Below are 21,932 nucleotides of genomic sequence, written 5' to 3' on the forward strand. Positions count from 1 at the left end.
GGTTCAACACCCAATGGATATCAAGTTCGCCCACCGCTTGTCTTATAAACAAGCCAGATTGACTGTGCTGGTCGGTTTCGTCTTGGGAACCCTGCTCAGTCTGATCCAAATCGGCATCGATTATGCCAGTGAAGATGCATCCATCAACCGTGAAATCCGCTCGCTGATCGAAATCAGCCATAACCCGGCCTCACGGATCGCCTACAACATTGATGCAGAACTTGCCCAGGAGCTGACCCTCGGCCTGCTGCACTCCCCGGCGATTACCCGCGCGCAACTGGTCGATAACAATGGCGTGGTGCTGGCCGACGTCAATCGCCCGCGCAAGGAAAGTACTTACCGGCCCATCAGTGACTTCCTGTTTGGCGCCAACCGGCAGTTTGAGGACCGCCTGTTCCTCAACCACATGCCCAACGACGCCCTCGGCGTGCTGCGTCTGGATGTCGACACCTACGCCTTCGGCAGCCGTTTCCTGCACCGGGCCGAGATCACCTTGCTCAATGGCTTTACCCGCAGCTTGTTGCTGACCGGGATCTTGCTGGGCCTGTTCTACGTGATGTTGACGCAACCACTGGTGCGCATTATTCGGGCGCTGAGCACCAGCAAGCAGGCCCGTCTGGACTGCCCGCCCGGGCATGAACACGATGAAATCGGCGTGCTGGTCAGCGTCGCCAACCAGCAGTTCGAAAACATGCAAACCGAAATCCAGCAGCGGCGTAACGCCGAAGACCGCCTCACCGAATACCTGGGGCAACTGGAGGATATCGTCTCCGCGCGCACCCTTGAGCTGAAGGCCAGCAACCAGCGCTTGAGCCAATCCAACGATGAACTGGAAGCCGCGAAGAAGACCGCCGTGGGCATGGCCCAGGCGCGAGCGGCGTTCCTGGCCAACATGAGCCATGAAATCCGCACGCCGCTCAATGGCCTGCTGGGGATGATCGCGCTATCGCTGGACAGCCCGCTGAATGCCGAGCAACGCCAGCAACTGTCGATCGCCCATGATTCGGGCAAAGTGCTGGTGGAGTTGCTCAACGACATCCTCGACCTGTCTAAATTCGACGCCGGGCAGCTGGAGCTGGAACGCATTCCGTTCGACCTCGGCTCCTTGGTGGAAGACACCGCCAACCTGCTGTCGCAGAACGCCGCGCCAAGTGTCGAACTGACCTGCCTGATTGACCCGCTGTTTCCCGCCCAGGTGATCGGCGACCCGACCCGCGTGCGGCAAATCGTCAGCAACCTGCTTTCCAATGCGCTGAAGTTCACCCGTTTCGGCCGCGTCGACGTGCGCCTCAGCGCCAGCGACGATCGGGTGAGGATTGAAGTGTGTGACACCGGCATTGGCATCGCCATGGACGCGCAGGTGAAGATCTTTCAGCCCTTTACCCAGGCGGGCGCGGGCATCACCCGCCAGTTTGGCGGCACAGGGCTGGGCCTGGCGCTGACGCATAACCTGTGTGAAGCGATGAAGGGCCGCCTGAGTATCAGTTCGGAAGTGGGGTTTGGCAGCCAGTTCTGCGCCGACCTGCCGCTGCCGAGCCATTTGCCGTCTACCCGGCAACTGCCGCTGAAAGGTGACGTGATGGTCATCACCCATGCCGGTAGCGGGCTGACCGAGTTGCTCACGTCCCTGCTGCCGCATTGGGGGCTGGCTCCACGCTTTTACTCGCTCGATGACGACTTGAACGGGCAAGCCCCCAACCTGTTGATCACGGATTGCCCGGAATGCCTGTTCCGCCTGCGCCCGGGCATTACTGCGCCGATTCTGCTGGTCACCGCCTATGGCAACTTCATGCCCAGCGAAGAGGTCGCAGCCCTCGGGCCGCTGCAGCAACAGGCGCGCCCCTTGAGCCGCAATGCGCTGTACCAGATTCTGCAACGCAACCTGCGCAGCGACGGGGAGTTGATTCTCGAGCCAGTTCAAACGGACGCCGCGCCCCTCCTGCACCGGGCGCGCATCCTGCTGGTGGAGGACAACCCGGTCAATCAACTGGTGGCCAAGGGCATGCTCAGCAAGCTGGGGTGCGAAGTGATCGTCGCGGCCCATGGTGGCGAGGCGCTCAAGCTGCTTGAGGAACAACGCTTCGACATGGTGTTGATGGACTGCAATATGCCGGTGATGGACGGCTACGAGGCCAGCCGGCAGATTCGACGCAGCGGGCGCTGGCCGGACCTGCCCATCGTCGCCTTGACCGCCAACGCATTGTCGGAAGAACGCGAGCGTTGCCGCGCGGCCGGGATGGATGATTACCTGGCCAAGCCATTTCGCCGCGAAGAACTCAAAACCCTGCTGGACGTGTGGGTGCCTAAGACGACAAGCCTTTGAGCTGCGCCAGCAATTGATCAAGGCCATCGCGCAGAGCGTCGGCGCTGTTAAGGTCGACGCCACTGTCACAGAGCAACCGGGTTTTCAGGCGGTGTGCGTCGTCGCGCAGCTGCACGCCCGCCTCGCTCAGCCCCAAGTGCATTTCACGCTCATCTCGCGCACTGCGCTGACGCCTCACGAGCCCAAGCTGCTCAAGGCGCTTGAGCAAGGGCGTCAGCGTGCCCGAGTCGAGCATCAGCCGCTCACCCAGGGCCTTGACCGTGGGTTGCGCAGGCGCGGCGCCATGCCACTCCCACAACACCAGCATTGCCAGGTATTGCGGGTAAGTCAGGCCCAACTGATCGAGCATTGGCTTGTAGGCACGGGTCACCGCCCGCGAGGCGGCGTAGAGTTTGAAACACAGCTGATCGTCCAGAGACAGGGACACGAGAGGAGCGTCGGTCATTTGAGCAGGGCTTCAATCTCTTGGGTCAGGTCCTGGGGTTTGGTGGTCGGGGCAAAACGCTTGACCACCTGCCCATCGCGGCCGATCAGGAACTTGGTGAAATTCCACTTGATGCCTTTGGAGCCCAGCAGGCCCGGGGCCTGTTTTTTCAGCTGCACGAACAAGGGGTGGGCATCGCTGCCATTTACGTCGATCTTTTTGAACAGCGGGAAGCTGACGCCGAAGTTCAGCTCGCAAAATTCGGAAATCGCGCCCTCGTCACCGGGTTCCTGCTTGCCGAACTGGTTGCAAGGGAAGCCCAGCACCACCAGGCCTTGATCCTTGTATTGTTGCCAGAGTTGCTCCAAGCCTTTGTACTGCGGGGTGAAGCCGCACTTGCTGGCGGTGTTGACCACCAAAATGGCCTTGCCGGCGAAGTCGGCCAGAGTCTTTTGCTCGCCCTTGAGGGTGGTGCACGGGATGCTCAGCAGGGTGTTGCTCATGGCAGTGCCTCGAATAAGGGGTAAGAACCGAAACGATAGTAGGCAATTCAATTGCGTGCAATTTAATTGACCGCAATGATGGCGCGTTATAGACCTATACCCATTCTTCCCGTCTTACTCGATTTAACTGTGGGAGCGGGCTTGCTCGCGAAGGCGGTGTGTCAGTCTCCGAATAAATTGACTGATACACCGCCTTCGCGAGCAAGCCCGCTCCCACAGCTGGAGGGTGCTGGTTGCCCTAGCGCGGCACGAGGTCCAGGCACACCGAGTTGATGCAGTACCGCAAACCCGTCGGCGGTGGGCCGTCAGGGAACACGTGCCCTAGGTGCGCGTCGCACTTGGCGCAGGTGACTTCGGTGCGGATCATGCCGTGGCTGACGTCACGGATCTCAATCATCGCGCTGTCGGCAATCGGCGCGTAGAAGCTCGGCCAGCCGCAGCCCGAATCGAACTTGGTGGTCGAATCGAACAACGCCTCGTTACAACAGATGCAGTGGTACACGCCGTCGGTCTTGGTGGCATTGTACTTGCCTGAAAACGGGCGCTCGGTGCCTTTGAGGCGGCACACGTTGTACTGCTCGGGGTCGAGCATCTCCTTCCATTCTTCAACGGTTTTCTGCAACTTATCCATCGGTACACCTCGGCAACTGAAAAACCCTGATCTGTGTCTTTTCCATGGATCAGGCGGCACGTATGATTGCGCCTCTTCAAAACGCCAGTCTGGCACCCGCGCTACCGGCATTCAAACGTATTTATGGGGGCGGCCCTGCGGGATTCACAGTACGGTAGTCTCCACACCGTCTGGATCGTTCATTTTCAGGATCACATCGCCATGCAGGTCAGCAAATCGAACAAGCTCGCCAACGTCTGCTACGACATTCGCGGCCCAGTGCTCAAGCACGCCAAACGCCTGGAAGAGGAAGGCCATCGCATCCTCAAGCTGAACATTGGCAACCCGGCGCCCTTTGGTTTCGAAGCGCCGGATGAAATCCTTCAGGACGTGATCCGCAACCTGCCGACCGCCCAGGGCTACAGCGATTCCAAAGGCCTGTTCAGCGCGCGTAAAGCCGTGATGCAGTACTACCAGCAGAAGCAGGTTGAAGGTGTCGGCATCGAAGACATCTACCTGGGCAATGGCGTGTCCGAGCTGATCGTGATGTCCATGCAAGCCTTGCTCAACAATGGCGACGAAGTGCTGGTGCCGGCGCCCGACTACCCGCTGTGGACGGCGGCTGTAACCCTGGCTGGCGGCCACCCGGTGCACTACCTGTGCGATGAAGGCGCCGACTGGTTCCCGGACCTTGCCGACATCAAGGCCAAGATCACCCCGAACACCAAGGCCCTGGTGATCATCAACCCGAACAATCCCACCGGCGCCGTGTACTCAAAGGAAGTGCTGCTGGGCATGCTCGAACTGGCGCGTCAGCACAACCTGGTGGTGTTCTCCGACGAGATCTACGACAAGATCCTCTACGATGACGCCGTGCACATCTGCACGGGTTCCCTGGCGCCGGACCTGCTGTGCCTGACCTTCAACGGCCTGTCGAAGTCTTACCGCGTGGCGGGCTTCCGCTCCGGCTGGATCGCCATTTCCGGCCCCAAGCACAACGCCCAGAGCTACATCGAAGGCATCGACATGCTCGCCAATATGCGCCTGTGTGCCAACGTGCCGAGCCAGCACGCCATCCAGACCGCCCTCGGCGGCTACCAGAGCATCAACGACCTGGTGCTGCCGCAAGGCCGCCTGCTGGAGCAGCGCAACCGTACGTGGGAGTTGCTCAACGCGATTCCGGGCGTCAGTTGCGTAAAACCCATGGGCGCGCTGTACGCCTTCCCACGCATCGACCCGAAAGTCTGCCCGATTTTCAACGACGAGAAGTTCGTGCTCGACCTGCTGTTGTCGGAAAAGCTGCTGGTTGTGCAAGGAACTGCGTTCAACTGGCCGTGGCCGGATCACTTTCGCGTGGTGACATTGCCGCGTGTGGATGACCTGGACATGGCCATCGGTCGCATCGGCAACTTCCTCAAGTCCTATCGCCAGTAAGGGATGTTGCGCTGTACGGCCGGTATTCGGTCGTACAGCGAGTATCTGGCAACACTTCTCTGTCTTTCTCCCCTTCCCCTCTGTCGCGGCATACCAAGGATCGGTCAGCCCCTGTAATTACGGGACGGCGAGGCAAGATCACGGTGAAGTCCGCAGGCTTTCCAGCTCGGAAAATCCCTTCAGGGCTCTACATTCAAGCTGTAGGACACAGTTTGAAATAGTCGCCCAGTTGAATCACCCCAAGGCGCACCTTATATACCCCGCAGTACGCGACATATTAAGCATGAGGAGAATTCTACAACCATGATGCGCATCCTGCTGTTCTTGGCCACTAACCTGGCGGTCGTGCTGATTGCCAGCATCACCCTGAGCCTGTTCGGCTTCAACGGGTTCATGGCGGCCAACGGGGTCGATCTGAACCTCAATCAGCTCCTGGTTTTCTGTGCAGTCTTTGGTTTTGCCGGCTCGCTGTTCTCGCTGTTCATCTCCAAGTGGATGGCGAAGATGAGCACCAGCACGCAGGTCATCACCCAGCCGCGCACCCGGCATGAGCAATGGTTGCTGCAGACTGTGGAGCAGCTGTCCCGCGAAGCCGGTATCAAGATGCCTGAGGTCGGGATCTTCCCGGCTTACGAAGCCAACGCCTTTGCCACCGGCTGGAACAAGAACGACGCGCTCGTTGCAGTGAGCCAGGGCATGCTGGAACGCTTTTCCTACGATGAAGTGAAAGCCGTGCTGGCTCACGAGATCGGCCACGTGGCCAACGGTGACATGGTCACCCTGGCGCTGGTACAGGGCGTGGTGAACACCTTTGTGATGTTCTTCGCGCGGATTATCGGCAACTTCGTCGACAAGGTGATCTTCAAAAACGAAGGCGGCCGCGGTATCGCCTACTTCGTGGCGACCATCTTCGCTGAAGTGGTGCTGGGCTTTCTGGCCAGTGCGATCACCATGTGGTTCTCGCGCAAACGCGAATTCCGCGCAGACGAAGCCGGTGCTCGCCTGGCCGGTACCGGTGCGATGATCGCAGCGCTGCAACACTTGCGTTCCGAACAGGGCCTGCCGGTGCATATGCCGGACAGCCTGACCGCTTTTGGCATCAACGGCGGCATCAAACAAGGCATGGCTCGGTTGTTCATGAGTCACCCGCCGCTGGAAGAGCGTATCGACGCGTTGCGTCGTCGCGGCTGACAGCGAGGCAGCGACACAGGAAGGGGCGATTTAATCGCCCCTTTTTTGTGGGTGCCTGAATTGTCATCGCGGGCGAGCCCGACTTCCACAGGGATCTGCCCAGCCTCACATAAACTGTGAAAAACTCGGTCAATGTGGGAGCCGGGCTTGCCCGCGATGGCGATGGCAGGGTCAGCACCTTGTCAGTTGATAGACACGCTCTTCCAACCGCGTAACGCCGTCCTGCACAAACTTCCAGCTCTCCCCCAGAATATCCTGCTCCTCCAGTACATTCAGGCCCCAGTGAGCCCCAAACAGCACCTCAACTTCTTCATCCATCACCGCAAACGGCGGGCCGGCTTTTTGCGCCTGGTCGTAATCGAGGGTGATCAGCAGCCCCTGACAGCCAGAACCCAGCAAGGTAGTCAGATGCTCCGCGTACTGCGCCCGCATCAAGGGCGGCAAGGCAATCAGCGCGGCGCGGTCATAGAGAGCGCTGCAACCGGCAACAGCTTCTGCGCCCAGTGCAAAGAAATCCCCGCACCACAGCTCGATCGAGTCAGCCTGATACACCTTGAACGCGCCTTGCCCAGAGATGCGTGGCGTGAGCCCCTGCTCATCGAAGAACGCCTCCACAGCCTGCTCCGACAGCTCAACCCCCATCACGCGATGACCCAAACTCGCTAACCACATCACATCCAGGCTCTTGCCACACAGCGGCACCAGCACCCTGGCGCCTTCAGCCAGCGCGAGTTGTGGCCAGTGCCGTTGCAGGTAAGGGTTAACGTCGGGCAGGTGAAAGCCGATCTGATTGCGCGCCCAGCGCTCTTGCCAAAACTTGGGCTCCATAAATCCCCCTGAAAATTCGATCAAAAGGCGCTAAAACTTATATTAGATTTAGATCAATGATCTGATTGAAGATGGGCTCATGTTAACGCTCAGGACACCCGTTATGCTCCCCAGCCTGTATATATCTCACGGCTCGCCCATGCTGGCCCTGCAACCTGGCGCCAGTGGCCCGGCGCTTCAGCGCTTAGCCGCCGAACTGCCGCGCCCGAACGCGATTGTGGTGGTCTCCGCTCATTGGGAGAGCCAGGAATTGCTGGTCAGCGGCAACCCTGCGCCGGAAACCTGGCACGACTTTGGCGGCTTCCCGCGTGAATTGTTCGCCGTGCAATACCCGGCGCCGGGCGACCCGCAACTGGCGAGCGAAATTGTTGAGCTGCTGCACACCGATGGTTTGAATGCGCGCGTCGATGACCGGCGCCCCTTTGACCATGGCACGTGGGTGCCGCTGTCATTGATGTACCCGGCGGCGGATATCCCGGTGGTTCAGGTGTCTCTGCCTAGTCGCATGGGCCCTCCCCTGCAGACACGTGTCGGCAACGCCTTGGCCAGCCTGCGCGAACGCGGTGTGTTGTTGATTGGTTCAGGGAGCATTACCCATAACCTGGGGGAGCTTAACTGGCACGCCGGGCCTGAGAGTATTGAGCCTTGGGCGCGGGACTTCAGGGATTGGGTGGTGGATAAACTCGCCGCCAATGATGAGGCGGCCTTGCACGATTACCGTCGTCAGGCGCCCCATGCGGTGCGCAATCATCCTAGCGATGAACACCTGTTGCCGCTGTACTTCGCACGCGGCGCGGGGGGTGATTTCAGCGTGGCGCATCAGGGGTTCACCATGGGTGCGCTGGGGATGGATATCTACCGCTTCGGCTAACCCAGATCTAAATGTGGGAGCGGGCTCGCAAAAGCGCTGGATCAGTCGAGATTTCCGGTGACTGACACACTGCATTCGCGAGCAAGCCCGCTCCCACATTGGACCGAGTGCTGATCCAAAAATCAGGCAAAAAAATCCCCGAACCAGTCGGGGATTTTTTATGTGCGATCAATCAGCCCAAAAGGCAGATCAATCTTCGCGATAGCGACGCAGCTTCAGCTGCTTGCCCGCCACGCGAGTGTCTTTCAACTTGGCCAGCAGTTTTTCCAGACCATCTTCCGGCAGCTCCACCAGGGAGAAGCTGTCACGTACCTGGATACGGCCGATCGCTTCACGTGCCAGGCCACCCTCGTTGAGGATAGCGCCCAGCAGGTTCTTGGCAGCAATACCATCACGCGCGCCCAGCGCGGTACGGCAACGAGCACGGCCTTCAGCCAATGGAACCGGAGCGCGACGCTCACGATCACCACGGTCTGGACGGTCGCCAGTACGCTCTGGACGATCACCGCGTGGCGCGTTGTTCGGAACCAGTGGGCGTTCTTTCTCGATCGCAGCCAGGGTCAGCGCCTGACCGTTGGTAGCTTTGCGCAGCAGGGCGGCAGCCAGGGCACGCGGGGTGCAACCGATATCGGCGGTCAGGCGGTCGAGCAATTCGCCGTGGGTCGATTCAGCGTCAGCCACCAGCGGCGACAGGCTGTTGGTCAGTTTCTTGATGCGAGCATCCAGAACAGCCTGGGCATCCGGCAGGCGGACTTCGGCAACTTTCTGACCGGTTACGCGCTCGATCACTTGCAGCATGCGGCGCTCACGTGGAGTCACCAGCAGCAGTGCACGACCTTCGCGACCCGCACGGCCAGTACGGCCGATACGGTGAACGTAGGACTCTGGATCGTAAGGCATGTCAACGTTGAACACGTGGGTGATACGTGGAACGTCGAGGCCACGAGCAGCTACGTCGGTCGCAACAACGATGTCCAGACGGCCATCCTTGAGGGAGTCGATCACGCGCTCACGCTGGTTCTGGGCGATGTCACCGTTCAGCGCAGCGGCTTTGTAGCCTTTGGCTTCCAGGGCACTGGCCAGGTCCAGGGTCGCTTGCTTGGTGCGCACGAACATGATCAGGGCGTCGAAGTCTTCAACTTCCAGCAGGCTCAATACAGCCGAGGTCTTCTGGTCAGCGTGAACCAACAGGTGAGCCTGTTCGATCGCGGTAACGGTCTGAGTCTTGGTCTGGATCTTCACGTGTTGCGGATCGCGCAGGTGGCGTTCGGCAATGGCACGGATCGACTGTGGCAGGGTGGCCGAGAACAGTACGGTCTGACGGGTCGGTGGCAGTGCCTTGAAGATGACTTCCAGGTCATCCATAAAGCCCAGCTTCAACATTTCGTCAGCTTCGTCGAGAACCAGGTGGTTCACGGTCGACAGCACTTTCTCGTCACGACGCAGGTGGTCGCACAGACGGCCCGGGGTGGCGACAACGATCTGTGCGCCGTTACGGATTGCTTTCAGTTGTGGGCCCATAGGCGCGCCGCCGTAAACGGCCACAACGGTTACACCCGGCATTTGCTTGGCGTAGGTTTCGAAAGCGGTTGCTACTTGCAGCGCCAACTCACGGGTTGGCGCCAGGATCAGGGCTTGCGGCTCGCGCTTGGCAGGATCGATGCAGTGCAGGATTGGCAGAGCGAACGCGGCGGTTTTACCGGTACCGGTTTGCGCCTGGCCAATCATGTCTTGGCCGGCCATGATGATCGGGATCGATTGCTGCTGAATAGCCGAAGGTTCTTCGTAGCCAGTCGCGATGACGGCAGCAAGAATGTTCGGGTTAAGATTAAAAGCGGCGAAGCCGCCGGTTTCCTGGGTCATGGGTCTGCCTCTAAGTGCATCCGCAAAGACCCATGCTCCAAAGCTGCGCATGCCGTGTTGAGACTCAAGAGTCGCCCTGGCTGCTTTGTCGGCGGGGATTTGCGAAAACGAATGAATGAAAAAGATTCGTCAAGGGAGAGTCCGCTGTGCGGACGTGCAGCCGAAGCTGACTTCGGGGAATTGCGCTACCTAAACGCGGCCCGGTTAAAGGCCGGCGCGCACTATACCGGAAATACCTGAAAAAGGGAGCTTTTTTTATCGGAAAACACTGATAAACCGAGCTGGATCACGGTCTTTGCAGATAACACCGGCAAGGTCTATTTTTCAAAGGCCCGGCCATGTTGGTCATAAAGCTTAAACGTTTCACCTATCGACAGAGACCTTTGGTCTGAAACCCCAACCCGTACCCGAGGGCAAACCCGATGAATCAAGCCAGCAGCAGTCGCGTCAGTCGTGAATTACAGGGCCATGTCTTGCTGCTGGGCCTGGACCGCGTCGACAAGCGCAACGCCTTCGACCTGGATTTGCTCAATGAACTGAGTCTGGCCTATGGCGAATTTGATCGAAATGCCGACGCGCGGGTGGCTGTGGTGTTTGCCCACGGTGACCATTTCACCGCCGGGCTGGACCTGGCGAATGTCAGCGCCGTGATGTCGGGAGGCTGGCAGCCGCCGCTGGGCGGCTGCGATCCGTGGGGCGTATTCGCCGGCCCCAGGGTCAGCAAGCCGGTGATCGTGGCAGCCAAAGGATACTGCCTGACCCTCGGCATCGAGTTGATGCTGGCGGCGGATATCAATATTTGCGCGAGCAACACGCGCTTTGCGCAGATGGAAGTGCAGCGTGGGATCTTTCCGTTTGGCGGCGCGACATTGCGCTTTCATCAGATTGCCGGCTGGGGCAATGCCATGCGCTGGTTGCTCACCGGTGACGAGTTTGATGCGCATGAAGCCTTGCGGTTGGGCCTGGTTCAGGAGGTGATGGCCAGTGAAGACTTGCTGCCGCGCGCGATTGAACTGGCTAACCGGATTGCCCGCCAGGCGCCGCTGGGCGTGCAGGCCACGTTGATGTCGGCGCGTCAGGCGCGCATGGAAGGTGAGGCCGTCGCTGCGGCGGGGTTGCAGGTGGTGGTGGAGAAATTGTTGAACAGCGAGGATGCCAAGGAAGGTGTGCGGGCGATGGTTGAGAAGCGGCCTGGAGTGTTTAAAGGTATTTGAACGGTCTGAATCAGATGTCGACAGGGATGGCCTCTTCGCGAGCAAGCCCGCTCCCACATTTGGAATGTATTCACAAATCGAAATGTGGGAGCGGGCTTGCTCGCGAAGGCGTCAGACTAGACAACTAGGTCGCAGGCCGGATAGCCTTGATCAACCCCTGCAACGAATAGCCCAACTGCGGCGCCAATGCCTCGGCCCGATCCGACAGCGCATCAATATCCAGCTCTTGATCCAGCTCAGAAGGCACCAGCAAAATCACATTGCCCTCCTTCACCGGCAGCTCCCAGTAATGCCGGTGATACAAGCCACGCAACAACGCCGCACCCAACGGCTTGCCGTCGTCGGTCGCCCACTGGTTGATCACCAGCCAACCGCCGGGGTTGAGCTTCTTCTGGCAGTTTTCCAGAAACGTCCAGGCCAGGTGCCCCACGCCAGGCCCGACGTCGGTATAGAGATCGACGAAAATCAGGTCGGCGGATTCGGCGGTATCCAGCAATTGCAAAGCGTCGCCAATGCGGATGTACAAGCGCGGGTCGTCGTCCAGGCCCAAATATTCAATGGCCAGGCGCGGTACGTCAGGGCGCAGTTCGATGGCTTCGACGTCTTCCAGCGGCAGGAACTTGAGGCAGGCCTGAGTCAACGTGCCGGCCCCCAAACCGAGGAACAGCGCGCTTTCCGGCAGCTCGTGGCACAAGGCACCAATCAGCATCGCGCGGGTATAGTCGTACTCCAGCCAGCTTGGGTCGGCGGTGAATACGCAGCTTTGCTCGATGGCGTCGCCAAATTCGAGAAAACGATAGTCGGCCACTTCGAGCACGCGGATCATGCCGAAGTCATCATGGACCTCGGCCAACAGGCGCTCGACACGCTCTTCGGTCATCACGACTCCTAAAGGGTTTACCGCAGGGCAAAGGCGCGATTGTCGGCCAACCGGCGGCAACAGGTCACGCACTAATTGCTGATAACATTGGCGCCCGACCGTCAATCACCCTATCGAGTTCATGATGAGCCAACCCTGGACCCCCGACAGCTGGCGCGCCCTGCCGATCCAGCAACAACCCCAGTACCCGGACGCTGCGCACTTGCTGCAAGTGGAGCAGAACCTGGCCAGCTACCCGCCGCTGGTGTTTGCCGGGGAAGCCCGCGAGTTGCGCCGTCAATTCGCCGAAGTGACCCAGGGTCGCGCCTTCCTGTTACAGGGCGGCGACTGCGCCGAAAGCTTTGCCGAGTTCTCCGCCGCGAAGATCCGCGACACCTTCAAGGTGCTGTTGCAGATGGCCATCGTGATGACCTTCGCTGCCGGCTGCCCGGTGGTGAAAGTCGGGCGCATGGCCGGCCAGTTCGCCAAGCCGCGCTCGGCCAACGATGAAACCATCGACGGCGTGACCCTGCCCGCCTACCGTGGCGACATCGTCAACGGCATTGGCTTCGACCTCAAAAGCCGCGTGCCGGACCCGGACCGCCTGCTGCAGTCCTACCACCAGTCCACCGCGACCCTTAACCTGCTGCGCGCCTTTGCCCAGGGCGGTTTCGCCGACCTGCACCAAGTGCACAAGTGGAACCTGGACTTCATCGCCAACTCCGCGCTGGCCGAAAAGTACAGCCAGCTGGCGGACCGCATCGACGAAACCCTGGCCTTCATGCGCGCCTGCGGCATGGACAGCTCGCCGCAACTGCGCGAAACCAGCTTTTTCACTGCCCACGAAGCGCTGCTGCTCAACTACGAGCAAGCCTTCGTGCGCCGCGACAGCCTGACCAACGACTACTACGACTGCTCGGCCCACATGCTGTGGATCGGCGACCGCACCCGTCAGCTGGACGGCGCCCACGTTGAGTTCCTGCGCGGGGTAAACAACCCGATCGGCGTTAAAGTCGGCCCGAGCATGAACCCCGACGACCTGATCCGCCTGATCGACATCCTCAACCCGGACAACGACCCTGGCCGCCTCAACCTGATCGCACGCATGGGCGCCGGCAAGGTTGGCGACCACCTGCCAAACCTGATTCGCGCCGTGCAGCGCGAGGGCAAGCAGGTGCTGTGGAGTTCGGACCCGATGCATGGCAACACCATCAAGGCCAGCAGCGGTTACAAGACCCGCGACTTCGCGCAGATCCTTGGCGAAGTGAAGGAGTTCTTCCAGGTGCATCAGGCCGAAGGCAGCTATGCCGGCGGGATTCATATCGAGATGACCGGGCAGAACGTCACCGAGTGCATCGGCGGCGCGCGGCCGATTACTGAAGACGGTTTGTCGGACCGCTACCACACCCATTGCGACCCGCGGATGAACGCCGATCAGTCGCTGGAGCTGGCGTTTTTGATTGCCGAGACGTTGAAACAGGTCAAGCGCTAAGGCCCGACAACAAAGGCCTGTGGCTAGCGGGCCTGTTGTGGCGAGGGTGCTTGTTGTGGCGAGCGGGCCTGTTGTGGCGAGCGGGCTTGCCCCGCGTTGGGCTGCGCAGCGGCCCCAGTTAAGCTCACCGGGGTCCTTCAGATAAAATTGAGGCGTTGGTTTTGGGGCTGCTGCGCAGCCCAACGCGGGGCAAGCCCGCTCGCCACAACAAGCACCCTCACCACACCAGGCCCACTCACCACACCAAGCCCGCCCACCACAACGCCTCAAACCTGCAGCATTGGTGCGCGCCGACCACCCAACTCCATCGCGGGTCATTTTCGCATCGGGTCTTGCCAGAAATGCAGGTGGCGCTCCTGCTCTACATCGCAACGATTGAGCCCGATGTCCTTGAGCGCATCGTCATTCAAACTCGCCAGCAACCGGCGTTCCTGATGCAACGTCTGCCAACGCGCAATTGTGTGAAACAGCCCGGAAAACGGGCGTTTCGCCATCAACACAAAACCTGTCTGACCTTTCATCTTCTCGCCCTCCAGTGGGGATGACGCGAGTGTGTGCCCTGACTTATGATCAATCCAACGAATGTTTCTTATGCAATACATCTCGGAGATTGATCAATTGTCCGCCTACCCGAGCATCGACACAGACGTGCTGCGCACCTTCGTCGCCATCGCCGATCTGGGCGGTTTTACCCGTGCTGGTGAAGTGGTCAACCGCACCCAATCGGCGGTGAGCATGCAGATGAAGCGCCTGGAAGAAGACGTGCTGCAGCGCAAGCTGTTTGAGCGCGACGGGCGCCAGGTTCGGCTGACGCCCGAGGGCCAGGTGCTGCTGGGTTATGCGCGGCGCATCCTGAAGCTGCACAGTGAGGTGTTTAACACCCTGCGCGAGCCGCATATGGTCGGGCTGGTGCGCATCGGCACGCCGGATGACTACGTGATGCGGTTTTTGCCGGGGATTCTCAAGCGGTTTTCCAAAGCCTACCCGTTGATCCAGATCGAGATGCACTGCGAGTCGTCACAGGTGCTGATGCAGCGCCGCGACCTGGCGTTGACGGTGATCAGCCGTGAGCCAGGGAGTGAAGTCGGCGAGTTGTTGCGCTCCGAGCGCATGGTGTGGGTAGCGTCGCCCTGTTTTTGTCTGGACGAGCACGATTCCCTGCCTCTGGCAGTTTCCGGCGTCGACAGCTTTTGCAGCCAGTGGACCCGCGCGGCACTGGATGCAGTTGGGCGGGACTATCGCTTGGCGTATCACAGCTCCAACGTGGCGGCCATCCAGGCGGTGGTCAGTTCCGGCTTGGCGATCATGGCCAGCATGGAAAGCCTGGTGACCGAAGACTTGCGCGTACTCGGGAGCGCCGAAGGCCTTCCGCCACTGCCGTCGATGAACCTGCGCTTGTTGCGCAACCCGGCGATGACGTCGCCGATTACCGATTGCCTGGCGCAATACATCCTCGAAGGCTTCAGACTTTAAACGTCAACATCACCGCGCAAATCGCCAGAAAGCCACAGAACAGACCGCGCAGCACTCGCTCCGGCAGCGCGTGAGCGACTTTGACGCCCCAACTGATACTCAGCAGGCCGCCGACGGCCAGGGGCATGCCGATCATCCAGTCGACTTCGTGGTGCCAAGCGTAGGTGACGAGGGTCACGCCTGTGCTGGGCAGCGCCAAGGCCAGGGAAAGGCCTTGCGCGACGACCTGAGTAGTGCCGAACAGGCTTGTCAGCACCGGCGTGGCGACCACCGCGCCGCCCACGCCAAACAAGCCACCCATAGAGCCGGAGGCGGCGCCCAGCACGCCGAGCCAGGGCCAGGAATAACGCATCTCGGCGGTTGGCGGCGCATTGCGCGTGAACATGCGCAACAGGTTGTAAGCCGACAGCGTCAGCAGAAACGCGATAAAGCCGATGCGCATGGCACCTGCATCCAGGCCGACCGCCCAGATCGAACCCAGCCAGGCAAAGCTGAAACCCATCACGCCCAACGGCAGTGCGTGGCGCAATTCGATGCGGTTGCGCTGGTGGTAACGCCACAGGGCGAGCATCACGTTGGGCACGACCATCACCAGTGCAGTGCCTTGGGCGAGTTGTTGATCAAGGCCGAACAACACGCCCAGTACAGGGATGGCGATCAGCCCGCCGCCGATGCCAAACAAGCCGCCGACGGTGCCGAGGGCCGCACCCAATACCAGGTAAATCACTAAATCCAACACCGCGCGCTACTCCACAAATCCCAGGCCGCTCATGCTACGCAGTCGGCTCTGGTGCGGAAACGCACAGCAACGCACAATGGCTGTGCCAATCCTGCATAAGCGCGCGCCCATGAACCCGAATGCCTTGACCGACCAGCTCGGCCTGTTTCTTGACGTACTGGAGACCGGCAGTTTTTCCGCCGCCGCGCGACGCCATCCGCTGACCCCCTCGGCGGTGGCCCGGCGTATCGACAGCCTGGAAAGCTCAGTGGGCAGCCGTTTGTTTCAGCGCAGCACTCACGCCGTAGTGCCGACCCCGGCGGGCCTGGCCTTCGCCGAACGCGCGCGGCGGATCGTCAGCGAGCTGCAATTGGCACGAGCCGAGGCGGTTTCCCTCAGCCATGCGCCAGAGGGCTTGATTCGTGTGGATGCGCCGGCGGCGTTTGGTCGGCGGCATCTGGCCCCCGTGATTGCGGACTTTTTGAATGTGTACCCGGGGCTGGATGTGCACCTGCATTTGATCGACAGCTTTGTCGATATGCAGGGCGCGCACTTGGGCAAGGTCGACTTGGTGTTGCGCGCGGGGCACATCGTCGACACCCGGCTGATCGCCACGCCCCTGGCCAGCATCGTACGCATTGCCTGCGCCAGCCCGGCGTATCTGAAAAACCGTGGCACACCCACCCATCCTCGCGAACTGAGCGAGCACGACGGCCTGGATTGGGACGGCCTGGCGCCAATGTTCGCCTGGCGCTTTGAGCTCGACGGGCGCCGCGCCACGTATCGCCCGAAGCGCATTCGCATGAGCGCCAACAACGCCGAAGCGCTGCTTTGCGGTGCCCTCGCCGGCTTGGGTATCGCCCATCTGCCAACGTGGCTGGCCAGTGAATATCTGGTGCGCGGCGAGTTGCTGCCGCTGTTTTGCGAAGACGGCTTGCCCAACCCGGAAACCAGCGGCATCTACGCGCTGCGACTGGAACAAAAGGTCAATGCGCGCAGCCGGCTGCTGCTGGAATACCTGAAATCGCGCTTCAGCCCCGTTCCACCGTGGGATCTGGCGCTGCAAAGCGGCTTGGTCTGACCGTCCGGCCAGAATTATCTGGCGCATTAAAGGTTTGCCCGCTAGATTCCAGCCCAGACACGCTCTTTTAAGGCACCGCCATGAGTAAAAACCCTGACCCGTGCGAATCCCTGATGCTGGACAACCAGCTGTGCTTCGCTCTGCATTCCACCTCACTGCTAATGACCAAGGTCTACAAACCCCTCTTGCAGGCACTCGGCCTGACCTACCCGCAGTACCTGGCCATGATGGTGCTGTGGGAAGAGGATGGTTTGACGGTCGGAGAAATCAGCAGCCGCTTGCTGACGGATCCGGGCTCGCTTACGCCTCTGCTCAAGCGCCTGGAAGTAGAAGGCCTGCTTAGCCGTACTCGCAGCCGTGAAGACGAACGCGTGGTGGTGGTGGAACTCACCGCAGCTGGCCGAGCATTGCAGGACAAGGCGATGGGTATTCCGCAATGCATCCTCGGCGCCAGCGGCCTTGAGCTGGAACAGCTGCGCAAGCTGCAAGGCGACCTGATCGCGCTCCGCGCCAATTTGCAGTCCAGCCTCTGACGCGATAATCCGGCCACACAAAATCCACTCGAAAAAATAATCTTTAAATTTATCTTGCGCGCTAAACATTAGCGCTATATATTTGCCTCACCAACTACTTAGCGCGCAAACATTTAGCGCTTATAACCCTGAGGAAAATGCCATGCAAACTCTCTATACCGCAGTAGCCACCGCCACCGGCGGCCGTGATGGTCGTGCTGTTTCCAGCGACAATATCCTCGATGTCAAACTCTCCACCCCCAAAGAACTGGGCGGCGCCGGTGGCCAGGCCACTAACCCGGAACAACTGTTCGCCGCCGGCTACTCGGCGTGCTTCATCGGCGCACTGAAATTTGTCGCCAGCCAGACCCAACGCAAAATCCCGGATGACGCTTCGATCACTGCCCACGTTGGCATCGGTCAAATCCCCGGCGGTTTCGGTCTGGACATCGACCTGAACATCAGCCTGCCAGGCCTGACCCAGGACGACGCACAAAGCCTGGTCGACGCCGCTCACCAGGTCTGCCCGTACTCCAACGCCACCCGTGGCAACGTTGATGTGCGCCTGCACGTGACCGTCTGATTAATCGACGCCCACAAAAAAGCCCGACTCATGGTCGGGCTTTTTCATTCGTACGGTTTGGCCAGAATTACTTCTTGGCGCGACCTTTGTACGAACCACCTTCGCGGGTGTCGATCTCGATCAGGTCGTCGATTTCGATGAAATCAGCAACTTGCAGCTCGGTACCGTTAGCCAGTTTGGCAGGCTTCATCACCTTGCCCGAAGTGTCACCGCGAGCGGAACCTTCGGTGTAGGCAACCTTACGCACGATGGTGGTCGGCAGCTCTACGGAAACCAGGCGCTCTTCGAAGAAAATAGCTTCGCAGACGTCTTCCATGCCTTCTTCGATGAACGGCAGAACGGCTTCGATATCTTCAGCGTTCAGCTCGTACATGGTGTAGTCGGTGGTGTCCATGAACGTGTAGGTGTCGCCGCTGATGAAGGACAGGGTCGCTTCCTTGCGGTCGAGGATCACGTCGTCCAGTTTGTCGTCGGCGCTGTAAACGATCTCGGTCTTGTAACCGGTCAGCAGGTTCTTCAGCTTGGTCTTCATGATTGCGCTGTTACGACCAGACTTGGTGAACTCGGCTTTCTGAACCAGCCAAGGGTCGTTTTCAAGACGGATCACTGTACCGGGTTTCAGTTCTTTACCAGTTTTCATTGCATATATCCGAAATTTGGATGGGATTTACAAAAATCAAGGTGGCGTATCATATCCAACTTTCATAAAACTGTACCAGCGCCGTCGCAAGATCGGCCTGCAAGCCTTGTTCCAGACACCACGATTCGGCGTGCTGACTGACCTCAGGCCAGTGTTCCAAGAGCATTTTCCACGGTTGTGCCATATCGCCATCCGTGTTCCAGGCTTGCCAGAACGCCATCAGGGCCACCCGTGCAGCCGGGGATAACGCGGCGGTGTACAGCGCCAGGAATGCATCGAGCTTGTCCAGGTGGATGTCTTCGTCCTGGCGATAGATATGCCATAACAACGGTCGCCCAGCCCATTGGGCACGCACGAACGAGTCTTCGCCGCGTACGGCATTGAAGTCGCAGCACCACAGCAGGCGGTCATATTGCTCCTGGCGCACGAACGCAATGACCTGCACGGTCAGCGCGTCACGTTGATGGATGTCCCCCGCCACCAGCCCTTCCACACCCAGCCAGCGCTGCACGTCGCCGAGGATGCGCCCTTCCGGCACCAGCAGATGAGTGGCACGCCCGTCCGTCGCCATCACGTCCAGCCAACTGCCAAGACTCGCGTTTTCATAGGCAAACAACGACATCAGCCGCGCACCCGCTGCAGGAAAAACGCCCAGGGTTTGCAGGAATTGTTGCTGAGCCTCGGCGTTTTGCTGAAATGCCTGACGCGCCTCCAACAGACCCGCCTCACGCAATAAACCGCCGGTGCCTGCACGAAAGCCCGGAAAAAAGAAGTACTTCTGCACGCCCTTGAACTTCACCGACGGCAGGCGATGGCAACCGATTACCCAGTCTTCAGCGCTGAGGTAGTCCAGGTTCATCCACAACGGCGTGCGTTCACACGCGGCCATGGCTTCCATATAGGCGGGCGGCAACTGGCAGGCAAACGCGGCGATTACCACGTCGGCGGACGGTGTGTGAGGCCACTCGGCCGGCCAGTGACGAACTTCGACGCCCTCTTGCCATTGCTGGCTCAGCCTCACGTCGATCTCGGGGCACATACGCTCGAACGCCCGCAGATCATCGACCCACAAACGCACGTCGCACCCCTGCTCCACCACCAGTTGCCGGGCCAGGCGCCAGGTCACGCCGATGTCGCCGAAGTTATCGACGACGCTGCAAAAAATATCCCAGCGGGCTTTCATTCCGGGCTCCAACGCTCAAAGGCTCGATTGTCCGCATAAATGCGCCGATGCAGAAGGCTTGATCGCGATTATTCTGCACAGTGGCTGTGCGACAATCGTCGCCACGCCGCAAATGCCTGCCAGGAGGCCGCCATGTCTGACCGTCCGCTGTCGCTTTTCAAATTGTGTTTAGCCATCGCGCTTAGCATCTGGCTCGGGTTTATCGCCATCGCGCTGACCACCTGGCTGGCCTCGCGCTATTTGTTCCCGCAGAGCCTGGCCCCCGTGGCGCAGGCCGTTCAGCAATTGGGCAAGCCCGCCGTCGTTGCGCCGGAGCCACCGAACCGTATGTTCGAGCAGTATCAGGAAAACCTGCGCAAGCAGGAGCAACAGCAAAGCCTGGATCAGGCGCGCAACAACGCGCGCAACCTGTCCAACCCCAAATGCCAGTTCTGGCTGCAACAGGACCAGAACGCGCCCAATGAAAAAACCCGGGCCAATGTCCTGCAATTCTGCGATTGATGACCATGAATAAACACACCGTTCACCAGCGTGTGCTGGAGAAGCTCAGCGTCGACCTCGACATCGCCCAGCGCGCTGCACAGACCGCCTACGAAACCGCGACCCACGAAGAAAACATCGCGGAAAACAAATACGACACGTTGGGGCTGGAGGCTTCTTATCTGGCGGCCGGGCAAGCCAAGCGCGTCGAGGAGATCAAGCAGTCGCTGGCGCTGTGCCAGAACCTGCAGCTTGGGGCCTACGATGATCAGCGCGGCATTGAGGTGGGCACGCTACTGGGCCTGGAGGACGAGAACGGTCGCGAGCAGTGGCTGTTTCTCGCGCCGGATGCCGCGGGTTTGAAGATCGATGTGGTCGGGCAACCGGTGACCGTTATTACCCCACGCTCGCCGTTGGGCAAAAGCCTGCTGGGGAAGTTTGAGGGGGATGAGGTGGAAATTCTGGTGGCCGGCGCTCGGCAACACTTTACGGTTACCGAGGCTAAGTAGCCCACTGCAGAAGAAGGGCTTTTGTGGCGAGGGAGCTTGCTCCCGCTCGGGTGCGCAGCGCCCGCAAGTTTTTTGGGGCCGCTTCGCAGCCCAGCGGGAGCAAGCTCCCTCGCCACATAAACGCGTACGGTATTAGTGAACGGGCAGTTCCACACCGTCGAACAGTTCTTCCAGTTCCTGTTTGTTGTGGCACTGAATCGCCTTGGCCATGATTTCGCGGGTCAGGTGCGGCGCGAATTTCTCGATGAAGTCGCACATGAAGCCACGCAGGAACGTGCCGCGACGGAAACCGATCTTGGTTACGCTGGACTCGAACAGCTCGCTGGCGTCGAGCACGACCAGGTCTTTGTCGAGGTTGGTGTCGACCGCCATCTTGGCGACGATGCCCACGCCCAGGCCCAGGCGCACGTAAGTCTTGATCACGTCGGCGTCGGCTGCGGTGAACACCACCTTCGGCGTCAGGCCCCGGTGACTGAACGCTTCGTCGAGCTTGGAACGGCCGGTGAAACCGAACACGTAGGTCACAATCGGGTATTCAGCCAGAGCTTCAAGGGTCAGCTTCGGCAGCTTGGCCAGTGGGTGACCTTGCGGCACGACCACGCAACGGTTCCAGCGGTAGCACGGCATCATCACCAGGTCGCCGAACAGCTCCAGGGCTTCGGTGGCAATGGCGAAATCGACGGTGCCGTCAGCGGCCATTTCGGCGATCTGCATCGGCGAACCCTGGTGCATGTGCAACGCCACGTCAGGGTACTGTTTGATGAAGTCGCGGATTACCGGCGGCAATGCATAACGTGCCTGGGTGTGCGTGGTGGCGATGGACAGGGTACCTTTCTTCTCGTTGGAGAATTCCTGGGCAATCTGCTTGATGCTTTCAACTTTACGCAGGATCTCGCCGGCGGTGGTGATGATGCGCTCACCGGCCGGAGTGACGCGGGTCAGGTGTTTGCCGCTGCGGGCGAATACTTCAACGCCCAACTCGTCTTCGAGCAGGCGGATCTGCTTGCTGATACCGGGTTGCGAGGTGTAGAGGCTTTGAGCGGTAGCGGAAACGTTGAGGTCGTGGTGCGCCACTTCCCAGATGTAGCGCAGTTGTTGAAGCTTCATATGTGTCCCTCAAAGCGGATAGACGCCACGGGTA

Annotated in this window: 23 protein-coding genes; 12 read left to right on the plus strand and 11 right to left on the minus strand. The window is 60.1% G+C overall.

Features of this window, described 5'->3' with window-relative positions:
• Nucleotides 1-13: 13 nt before the first annotated feature.
• Nucleotides 14-2,323, plus strand: a complete 2,310-nt coding sequence (locus Q7C20_RS16980) for a response regulator (protein WP_375068902.1) — start codon at nucleotides 14-16, stop codon at nucleotides 2,321-2,323.
• On the opposite strand, the gene Q7C20_RS16985 is transcribed toward Q7C20_RS16980, so the two are convergent.
• The 3 genes from Q7C20_RS16985 to msrB all read right to left on the minus strand — a co-directional run bounded on the left by Q7C20_RS16985 (nucleotide 2,304) and on the right by msrB (nucleotide 3,881).
• Nucleotides 2,304-2,768, minus strand: a complete 465-nt coding sequence (locus Q7C20_RS16985; protein WP_375068904.1) for a MarR family winged helix-turn-helix transcriptional regulator — start codon at nucleotides 2,766-2,768, stop codon at nucleotides 2,304-2,306. The genes Q7C20_RS16980 and Q7C20_RS16985 overlap by 20 nt on opposite strands.
• Nucleotides 2,765-3,250 carry a glutathione peroxidase gene (locus Q7C20_RS16990; RefSeq protein ID WP_375068906.1) on the minus strand — a complete coding sequence of 162 codons (486 nt, stop codon included), beginning with the start codon at nucleotides 3,248-3,250 and terminating at the stop codon, nucleotides 2,765-2,767. The genes Q7C20_RS16985 and Q7C20_RS16990 overlap by 4 nt, the downstream gene beginning before the upstream one ends.
• Nucleotides 3,251-3,488: 238 nt before the next feature.
• On the minus strand, nucleotides 3,489-3,881 hold the full coding sequence (msrB, locus tag Q7C20_RS16995) for a peptide-methionine (R)-S-oxide reductase MsrB (protein WP_375068908.1): 393 nt from the start codon (nucleotides 3,879-3,881) through the stop codon (nucleotides 3,489-3,491).
• Between the two features lie 201 nt (nucleotides 3,882-4,082).
• Here msrB and Q7C20_RS17000 point away from each other — a divergent pair, with 201 nt between their 5' ends.
• Both Q7C20_RS17000 and htpX read left to right on the plus strand, forming a co-directional pair.
• Nucleotides 4,083-5,294, plus strand: a complete 1,212-nt coding sequence (locus tag Q7C20_RS17000) for a pyridoxal phosphate-dependent aminotransferase (RefSeq protein ID WP_058411776.1) — start codon at nucleotides 4,083-4,085, stop codon at nucleotides 5,292-5,294.
• A gap of 303 nt (nucleotides 5,295-5,597) precedes the next feature.
• Nucleotides 5,598-6,485 carry a protease HtpX gene (htpX, locus tag Q7C20_RS17005; protein ID WP_012723005.1) on the plus strand — a complete coding sequence of 296 codons (888 nt, stop codon included), beginning with the start codon at nucleotides 5,598-5,600 and terminating at the stop codon, nucleotides 6,483-6,485.
• 171 nt (nucleotides 6,486-6,656) lie between these two features.
• On the opposite strand, the gene Q7C20_RS17010 is transcribed toward htpX, so the two are convergent.
• Nucleotides 6,657-7,313: a thiopurine S-methyltransferase gene (locus Q7C20_RS17010; protein WP_375068911.1), complete on the minus strand. Its 657-nt coding sequence runs from the start codon at nucleotides 7,311-7,313 to the stop codon at nucleotides 6,657-6,659.
• Nucleotides 7,314-7,416: 103 nt separating this feature from the next.
• Here Q7C20_RS17010 and Q7C20_RS17015 point away from each other — a divergent pair, with 103 nt between their 5' ends.
• The gene (locus Q7C20_RS17015; RefSeq protein ID WP_375068913.1) at nucleotides 7,417-8,184 is read left to right on the plus strand and encodes a DODA-type extradiol aromatic ring-opening family dioxygenase; all 768 of its coding nucleotides are present in this window, start codon (nucleotides 7,417-7,419) and stop codon (nucleotides 8,182-8,184) included.
• Between the two features lie 189 nt (nucleotides 8,185-8,373).
• Here Q7C20_RS17015 and Q7C20_RS17020 read toward each other — a convergent pair whose 3' ends face one another.
• The gene (locus Q7C20_RS17020; RefSeq protein ID WP_053255160.1) at nucleotides 8,374-10,047 is read right to left on the minus strand and encodes a DEAD/DEAH box helicase; all 1,674 of its coding nucleotides are present in this window, start codon (nucleotides 10,045-10,047) and stop codon (nucleotides 8,374-8,376) included.
• A 422-nt stretch (nucleotides 10,048-10,469) separates the two neighbouring features.
• On the opposite strand from Q7C20_RS17020, the gene Q7C20_RS17025 reads away from it, so the two are divergent.
• Nucleotides 10,470-11,261 carry a crotonase/enoyl-CoA hydratase family protein gene (locus tag Q7C20_RS17025; RefSeq protein ID WP_375068915.1) on the plus strand — a complete coding sequence of 264 codons (792 nt, stop codon included), beginning with the start codon at nucleotides 10,470-10,472 and terminating at the stop codon, nucleotides 11,259-11,261.
• 124 nt (nucleotides 11,262-11,385) lie between these two features.
• On the opposite strand, the gene Q7C20_RS17030 is transcribed toward Q7C20_RS17025, so the two are convergent.
• Complete coding sequence (locus tag Q7C20_RS17030) at nucleotides 11,386-12,141, minus strand: spermidine synthase (RefSeq protein ID WP_375068917.1); 756 nt, start codon at nucleotides 12,139-12,141, stop codon at nucleotides 11,386-11,388.
• A gap of 124 nt (nucleotides 12,142-12,265) precedes the next feature.
• On the opposite strand from Q7C20_RS17030, the gene Q7C20_RS17035 reads away from it, so the two are divergent.
• Nucleotides 12,266-13,612: a class II 3-deoxy-7-phosphoheptulonate synthase gene (locus Q7C20_RS17035; RefSeq protein WP_375068918.1), complete on the plus strand. Its 1,347-nt coding sequence runs from the start codon at nucleotides 12,266-12,268 to the stop codon at nucleotides 13,610-13,612.
• 314 nt (nucleotides 13,613-13,926) lie between these two features.
• On the opposite strand, the gene Q7C20_RS17040 is transcribed toward Q7C20_RS17035, so the two are convergent.
• Nucleotides 13,927-14,133, minus strand: a complete 207-nt coding sequence (locus tag Q7C20_RS17040) for a DUF1127 domain-containing protein (RefSeq protein ID WP_348056388.1) — start codon at nucleotides 14,131-14,133, stop codon at nucleotides 13,927-13,929.
• Between the two features lie 70 nt (nucleotides 14,134-14,203).
• Here Q7C20_RS17040 and Q7C20_RS17045 point away from each other — a divergent pair, with 70 nt between their 5' ends.
• Complete coding sequence (locus Q7C20_RS17045) at nucleotides 14,204-15,085, plus strand: LysR family transcriptional regulator (protein WP_375068921.1); 882 nt, start codon at nucleotides 14,204-14,206, stop codon at nucleotides 15,083-15,085.
• On the opposite strand, the gene Q7C20_RS17050 is transcribed toward Q7C20_RS17045, so the two are convergent.
• On the minus strand, nucleotides 15,075-15,824 hold the full coding sequence (locus Q7C20_RS17050) for a sulfite exporter TauE/SafE family protein (RefSeq protein WP_375068923.1): 750 nt from the start codon (nucleotides 15,822-15,824) through the stop codon (nucleotides 15,075-15,077). The genes Q7C20_RS17045 and Q7C20_RS17050 overlap by 11 nt on opposite strands.
• A 109-nt stretch (nucleotides 15,825-15,933) precedes the next feature.
• Here Q7C20_RS17050 and Q7C20_RS17055 point away from each other — a divergent pair, with 109 nt between their 5' ends.
• From Q7C20_RS17055 to Q7C20_RS17065, 3 genes are all read left to right on the plus strand, one after another.
• The gene (locus Q7C20_RS17055; RefSeq protein WP_375068971.1) at nucleotides 15,934-16,884 is read left to right on the plus strand and encodes a LysR family transcriptional regulator; all 951 of its coding nucleotides are present in this window, start codon (nucleotides 15,934-15,936) and stop codon (nucleotides 16,882-16,884) included.
• A gap of 80 nt (nucleotides 16,885-16,964) precedes the next feature.
• Nucleotides 16,965-17,417, plus strand: coding sequence for a MarR family winged helix-turn-helix transcriptional regulator (locus tag Q7C20_RS17060; protein WP_375068925.1), 453 nt, complete (start codon nucleotides 16,965-16,967; stop codon nucleotides 17,415-17,417).
• Nucleotides 17,418-17,559: 142 nt separating this feature from the next.
• Nucleotides 17,560-17,979: an organic hydroperoxide resistance protein gene (locus Q7C20_RS17065; RefSeq protein WP_348056378.1), complete on the plus strand. Its 420-nt coding sequence runs from the start codon at nucleotides 17,560-17,562 to the stop codon at nucleotides 17,977-17,979.
• A 67-nt stretch (nucleotides 17,980-18,046) separates the two neighbouring features.
• Here the strand turns inward: Q7C20_RS17065 and Q7C20_RS17070 are convergent, their stop codons facing one another.
• A complete protein-coding gene (locus Q7C20_RS17070) occupies nucleotides 18,047-18,619 on the minus strand; it encodes an elongation factor P (RefSeq protein ID WP_028615646.1) in 573 nt (190 codons plus the stop codon).
• A 49-nt stretch (nucleotides 18,620-18,668) separates the two neighbouring features.
• Nucleotides 18,669-19,802, minus strand: a complete 1,134-nt coding sequence (gene earP / locus Q7C20_RS17075; protein WP_375068928.1) for an elongation factor P maturation arginine rhamnosyltransferase EarP — start codon at nucleotides 19,800-19,802, stop codon at nucleotides 18,669-18,671.
• 132 nt (nucleotides 19,803-19,934) lie between these two features.
• On the opposite strand from earP, the gene Q7C20_RS17080 reads away from it, so the two are divergent.
• Complete coding sequence (locus Q7C20_RS17080; RefSeq protein WP_375068930.1) at nucleotides 19,935-20,303, plus strand: hypothetical protein; 369 nt, start codon at nucleotides 19,935-19,937, stop codon at nucleotides 20,301-20,303.
• Between the two features lie 5 nt (nucleotides 20,304-20,308).
• Nucleotides 20,309-20,791, plus strand: a complete 483-nt coding sequence (locus Q7C20_RS17085; protein ID WP_375068932.1) for a GreA/GreB family elongation factor — start codon at nucleotides 20,309-20,311, stop codon at nucleotides 20,789-20,791.
• Nucleotides 20,792-20,923: 132 nt separating this feature from the next.
• Here Q7C20_RS17085 and cysB read toward each other — a convergent pair whose 3' ends face one another.
• Nucleotides 20,924-21,898 (minus strand): HTH-type transcriptional regulator CysB, encoded by a 975-nt coding sequence (cysB, locus tag Q7C20_RS17090; RefSeq protein ID WP_348056370.1) that lies wholly within the window; start codon nucleotides 21,896-21,898, stop codon nucleotides 20,924-20,926.
• Between the last annotated feature and the right edge of the window lie 34 nt (nucleotides 21,899-21,932).

The organism is Pseudomonas sp. AMR01 (genome assembly GCF_041946035.1).
GTDB lineage: Bacteria > Pseudomonadota > Gammaproteobacteria > Pseudomonadales > Pseudomonadaceae > Aquipseudomonas > Aquipseudomonas antarctica_B.

Bases quoted from the DNA above. Each gene is read 5' to 3' on its own strand.
- htpX (WP_012723005.1), top strand. From the start codon at position 5,598: ATGATGCGCATCCTGCTGTTCTTGGCCACTAACCTGGCGGTCGTGCTG.
- Q7C20_RS17010 (WP_375068911.1), bottom strand. From the start codon at position 7,313: ATGGAGCCCAAGTTTTGGCAAGAGCGCTGGGCGCGCAATCAGATCGGC.
- Q7C20_RS17065 (WP_348056378.1), top strand. From the start codon at position 17,560: ATGCAAACTCTCTATACCGCAGTAGCCACCGCCACCGGCGGCCGTGAT.
- Q7C20_RS17025 (WP_375068915.1), top strand. From the start codon at position 10,470: ATGAATCAAGCCAGCAGCAGTCGCGTCAGTCGTGAATTACAGGGCCAT.
- earP (WP_375068928.1), bottom strand. From the start codon at position 19,802: ATGAAAGCCCGCTGGGATATTTTTTGCAGCGTCGTCGATAACTTCGGC.
- Q7C20_RS16980 (WP_375068902.1), top strand. From the start codon at position 14: ATGGATATCAAGTTCGCCCACCGCTTGTCTTATAAACAAGCCAGATTG.
- Q7C20_RS17030 (WP_375068917.1), bottom strand. From the start codon at position 12,141: ATGACCGAAGAGCGTGTCGAGCGCCTGTTGGCCGAGGTCCATGATGAC.
- Q7C20_RS17045 (WP_375068921.1), top strand. From the start codon at position 14,204: ATGCAATACATCTCGGAGATTGATCAATTGTCCGCCTACCCGAGCATC.
- Q7C20_RS17080 (WP_375068930.1), top strand. From the start codon at position 19,935: ATGTCTGACCGTCCGCTGTCGCTTTTCAAATTGTGTTTAGCCATCGCG.
- Q7C20_RS17070 (WP_028615646.1), bottom strand. From the start codon at position 18,619: ATGAAAACTGGTAAAGAACTGAAACCCGGTACAGTGATCCGTCTTGAA.
- Q7C20_RS16985 (WP_375068904.1), bottom strand. From the start codon at position 2,768: ATGACCGACGCTCCTCTCGTGTCCCTGTCTCTGGACGATCAGCTGTGT.
- Q7C20_RS17085 (WP_375068932.1), top strand. From the start codon at position 20,309: ATGAATAAACACACCGTTCACCAGCGTGTGCTGGAGAAGCTCAGCGTC.
- msrB (WP_375068908.1), bottom strand. From the start codon at position 3,881: ATGGATAAGTTGCAGAAAACCGTTGAAGAATGGAAGGAGATGCTCGAC.
- cysB (WP_348056370.1), bottom strand. From the start codon at position 21,898: ATGAAGCTTCAACAACTGCGCTACATCTGGGAAGTGGCGCACCACGAC.
- Q7C20_RS17000 (WP_058411776.1), top strand. From the start codon at position 4,083: ATGCAGGTCAGCAAATCGAACAAGCTCGCCAACGTCTGCTACGACATT.
- Q7C20_RS17020 (WP_053255160.1), bottom strand. From the start codon at position 10,047: ATGACCCAGGAAACCGGCGGCTTCGCCGCTTTTAATCTTAACCCGAAC.
- Q7C20_RS17040 (WP_348056388.1), bottom strand. From the start codon at position 14,133: ATGAAAGGTCAGACAGGTTTTGTGTTGATGGCGAAACGCCCGTTTTCC.
- Q7C20_RS17035 (WP_375068918.1), top strand. From the start codon at position 12,266: ATGAGCCAACCCTGGACCCCCGACAGCTGGCGCGCCCTGCCGATCCAG.
- Q7C20_RS17055 (WP_375068971.1), top strand. From the start codon at position 15,934: ATGAACCCGAATGCCTTGACCGACCAGCTCGGCCTGTTTCTTGACGTA.
- Q7C20_RS16990 (WP_375068906.1), bottom strand. From the start codon at position 3,250: ATGAGCAACACCCTGCTGAGCATCCCGTGCACCACCCTCAAGGGCGAG.
- Q7C20_RS17060 (WP_375068925.1), top strand. From the start codon at position 16,965: ATGAGTAAAAACCCTGACCCGTGCGAATCCCTGATGCTGGACAACCAG.
- Q7C20_RS17015 (WP_375068913.1), top strand. From the start codon at position 7,417: ATGCTCCCCAGCCTGTATATATCTCACGGCTCGCCCATGCTGGCCCTG.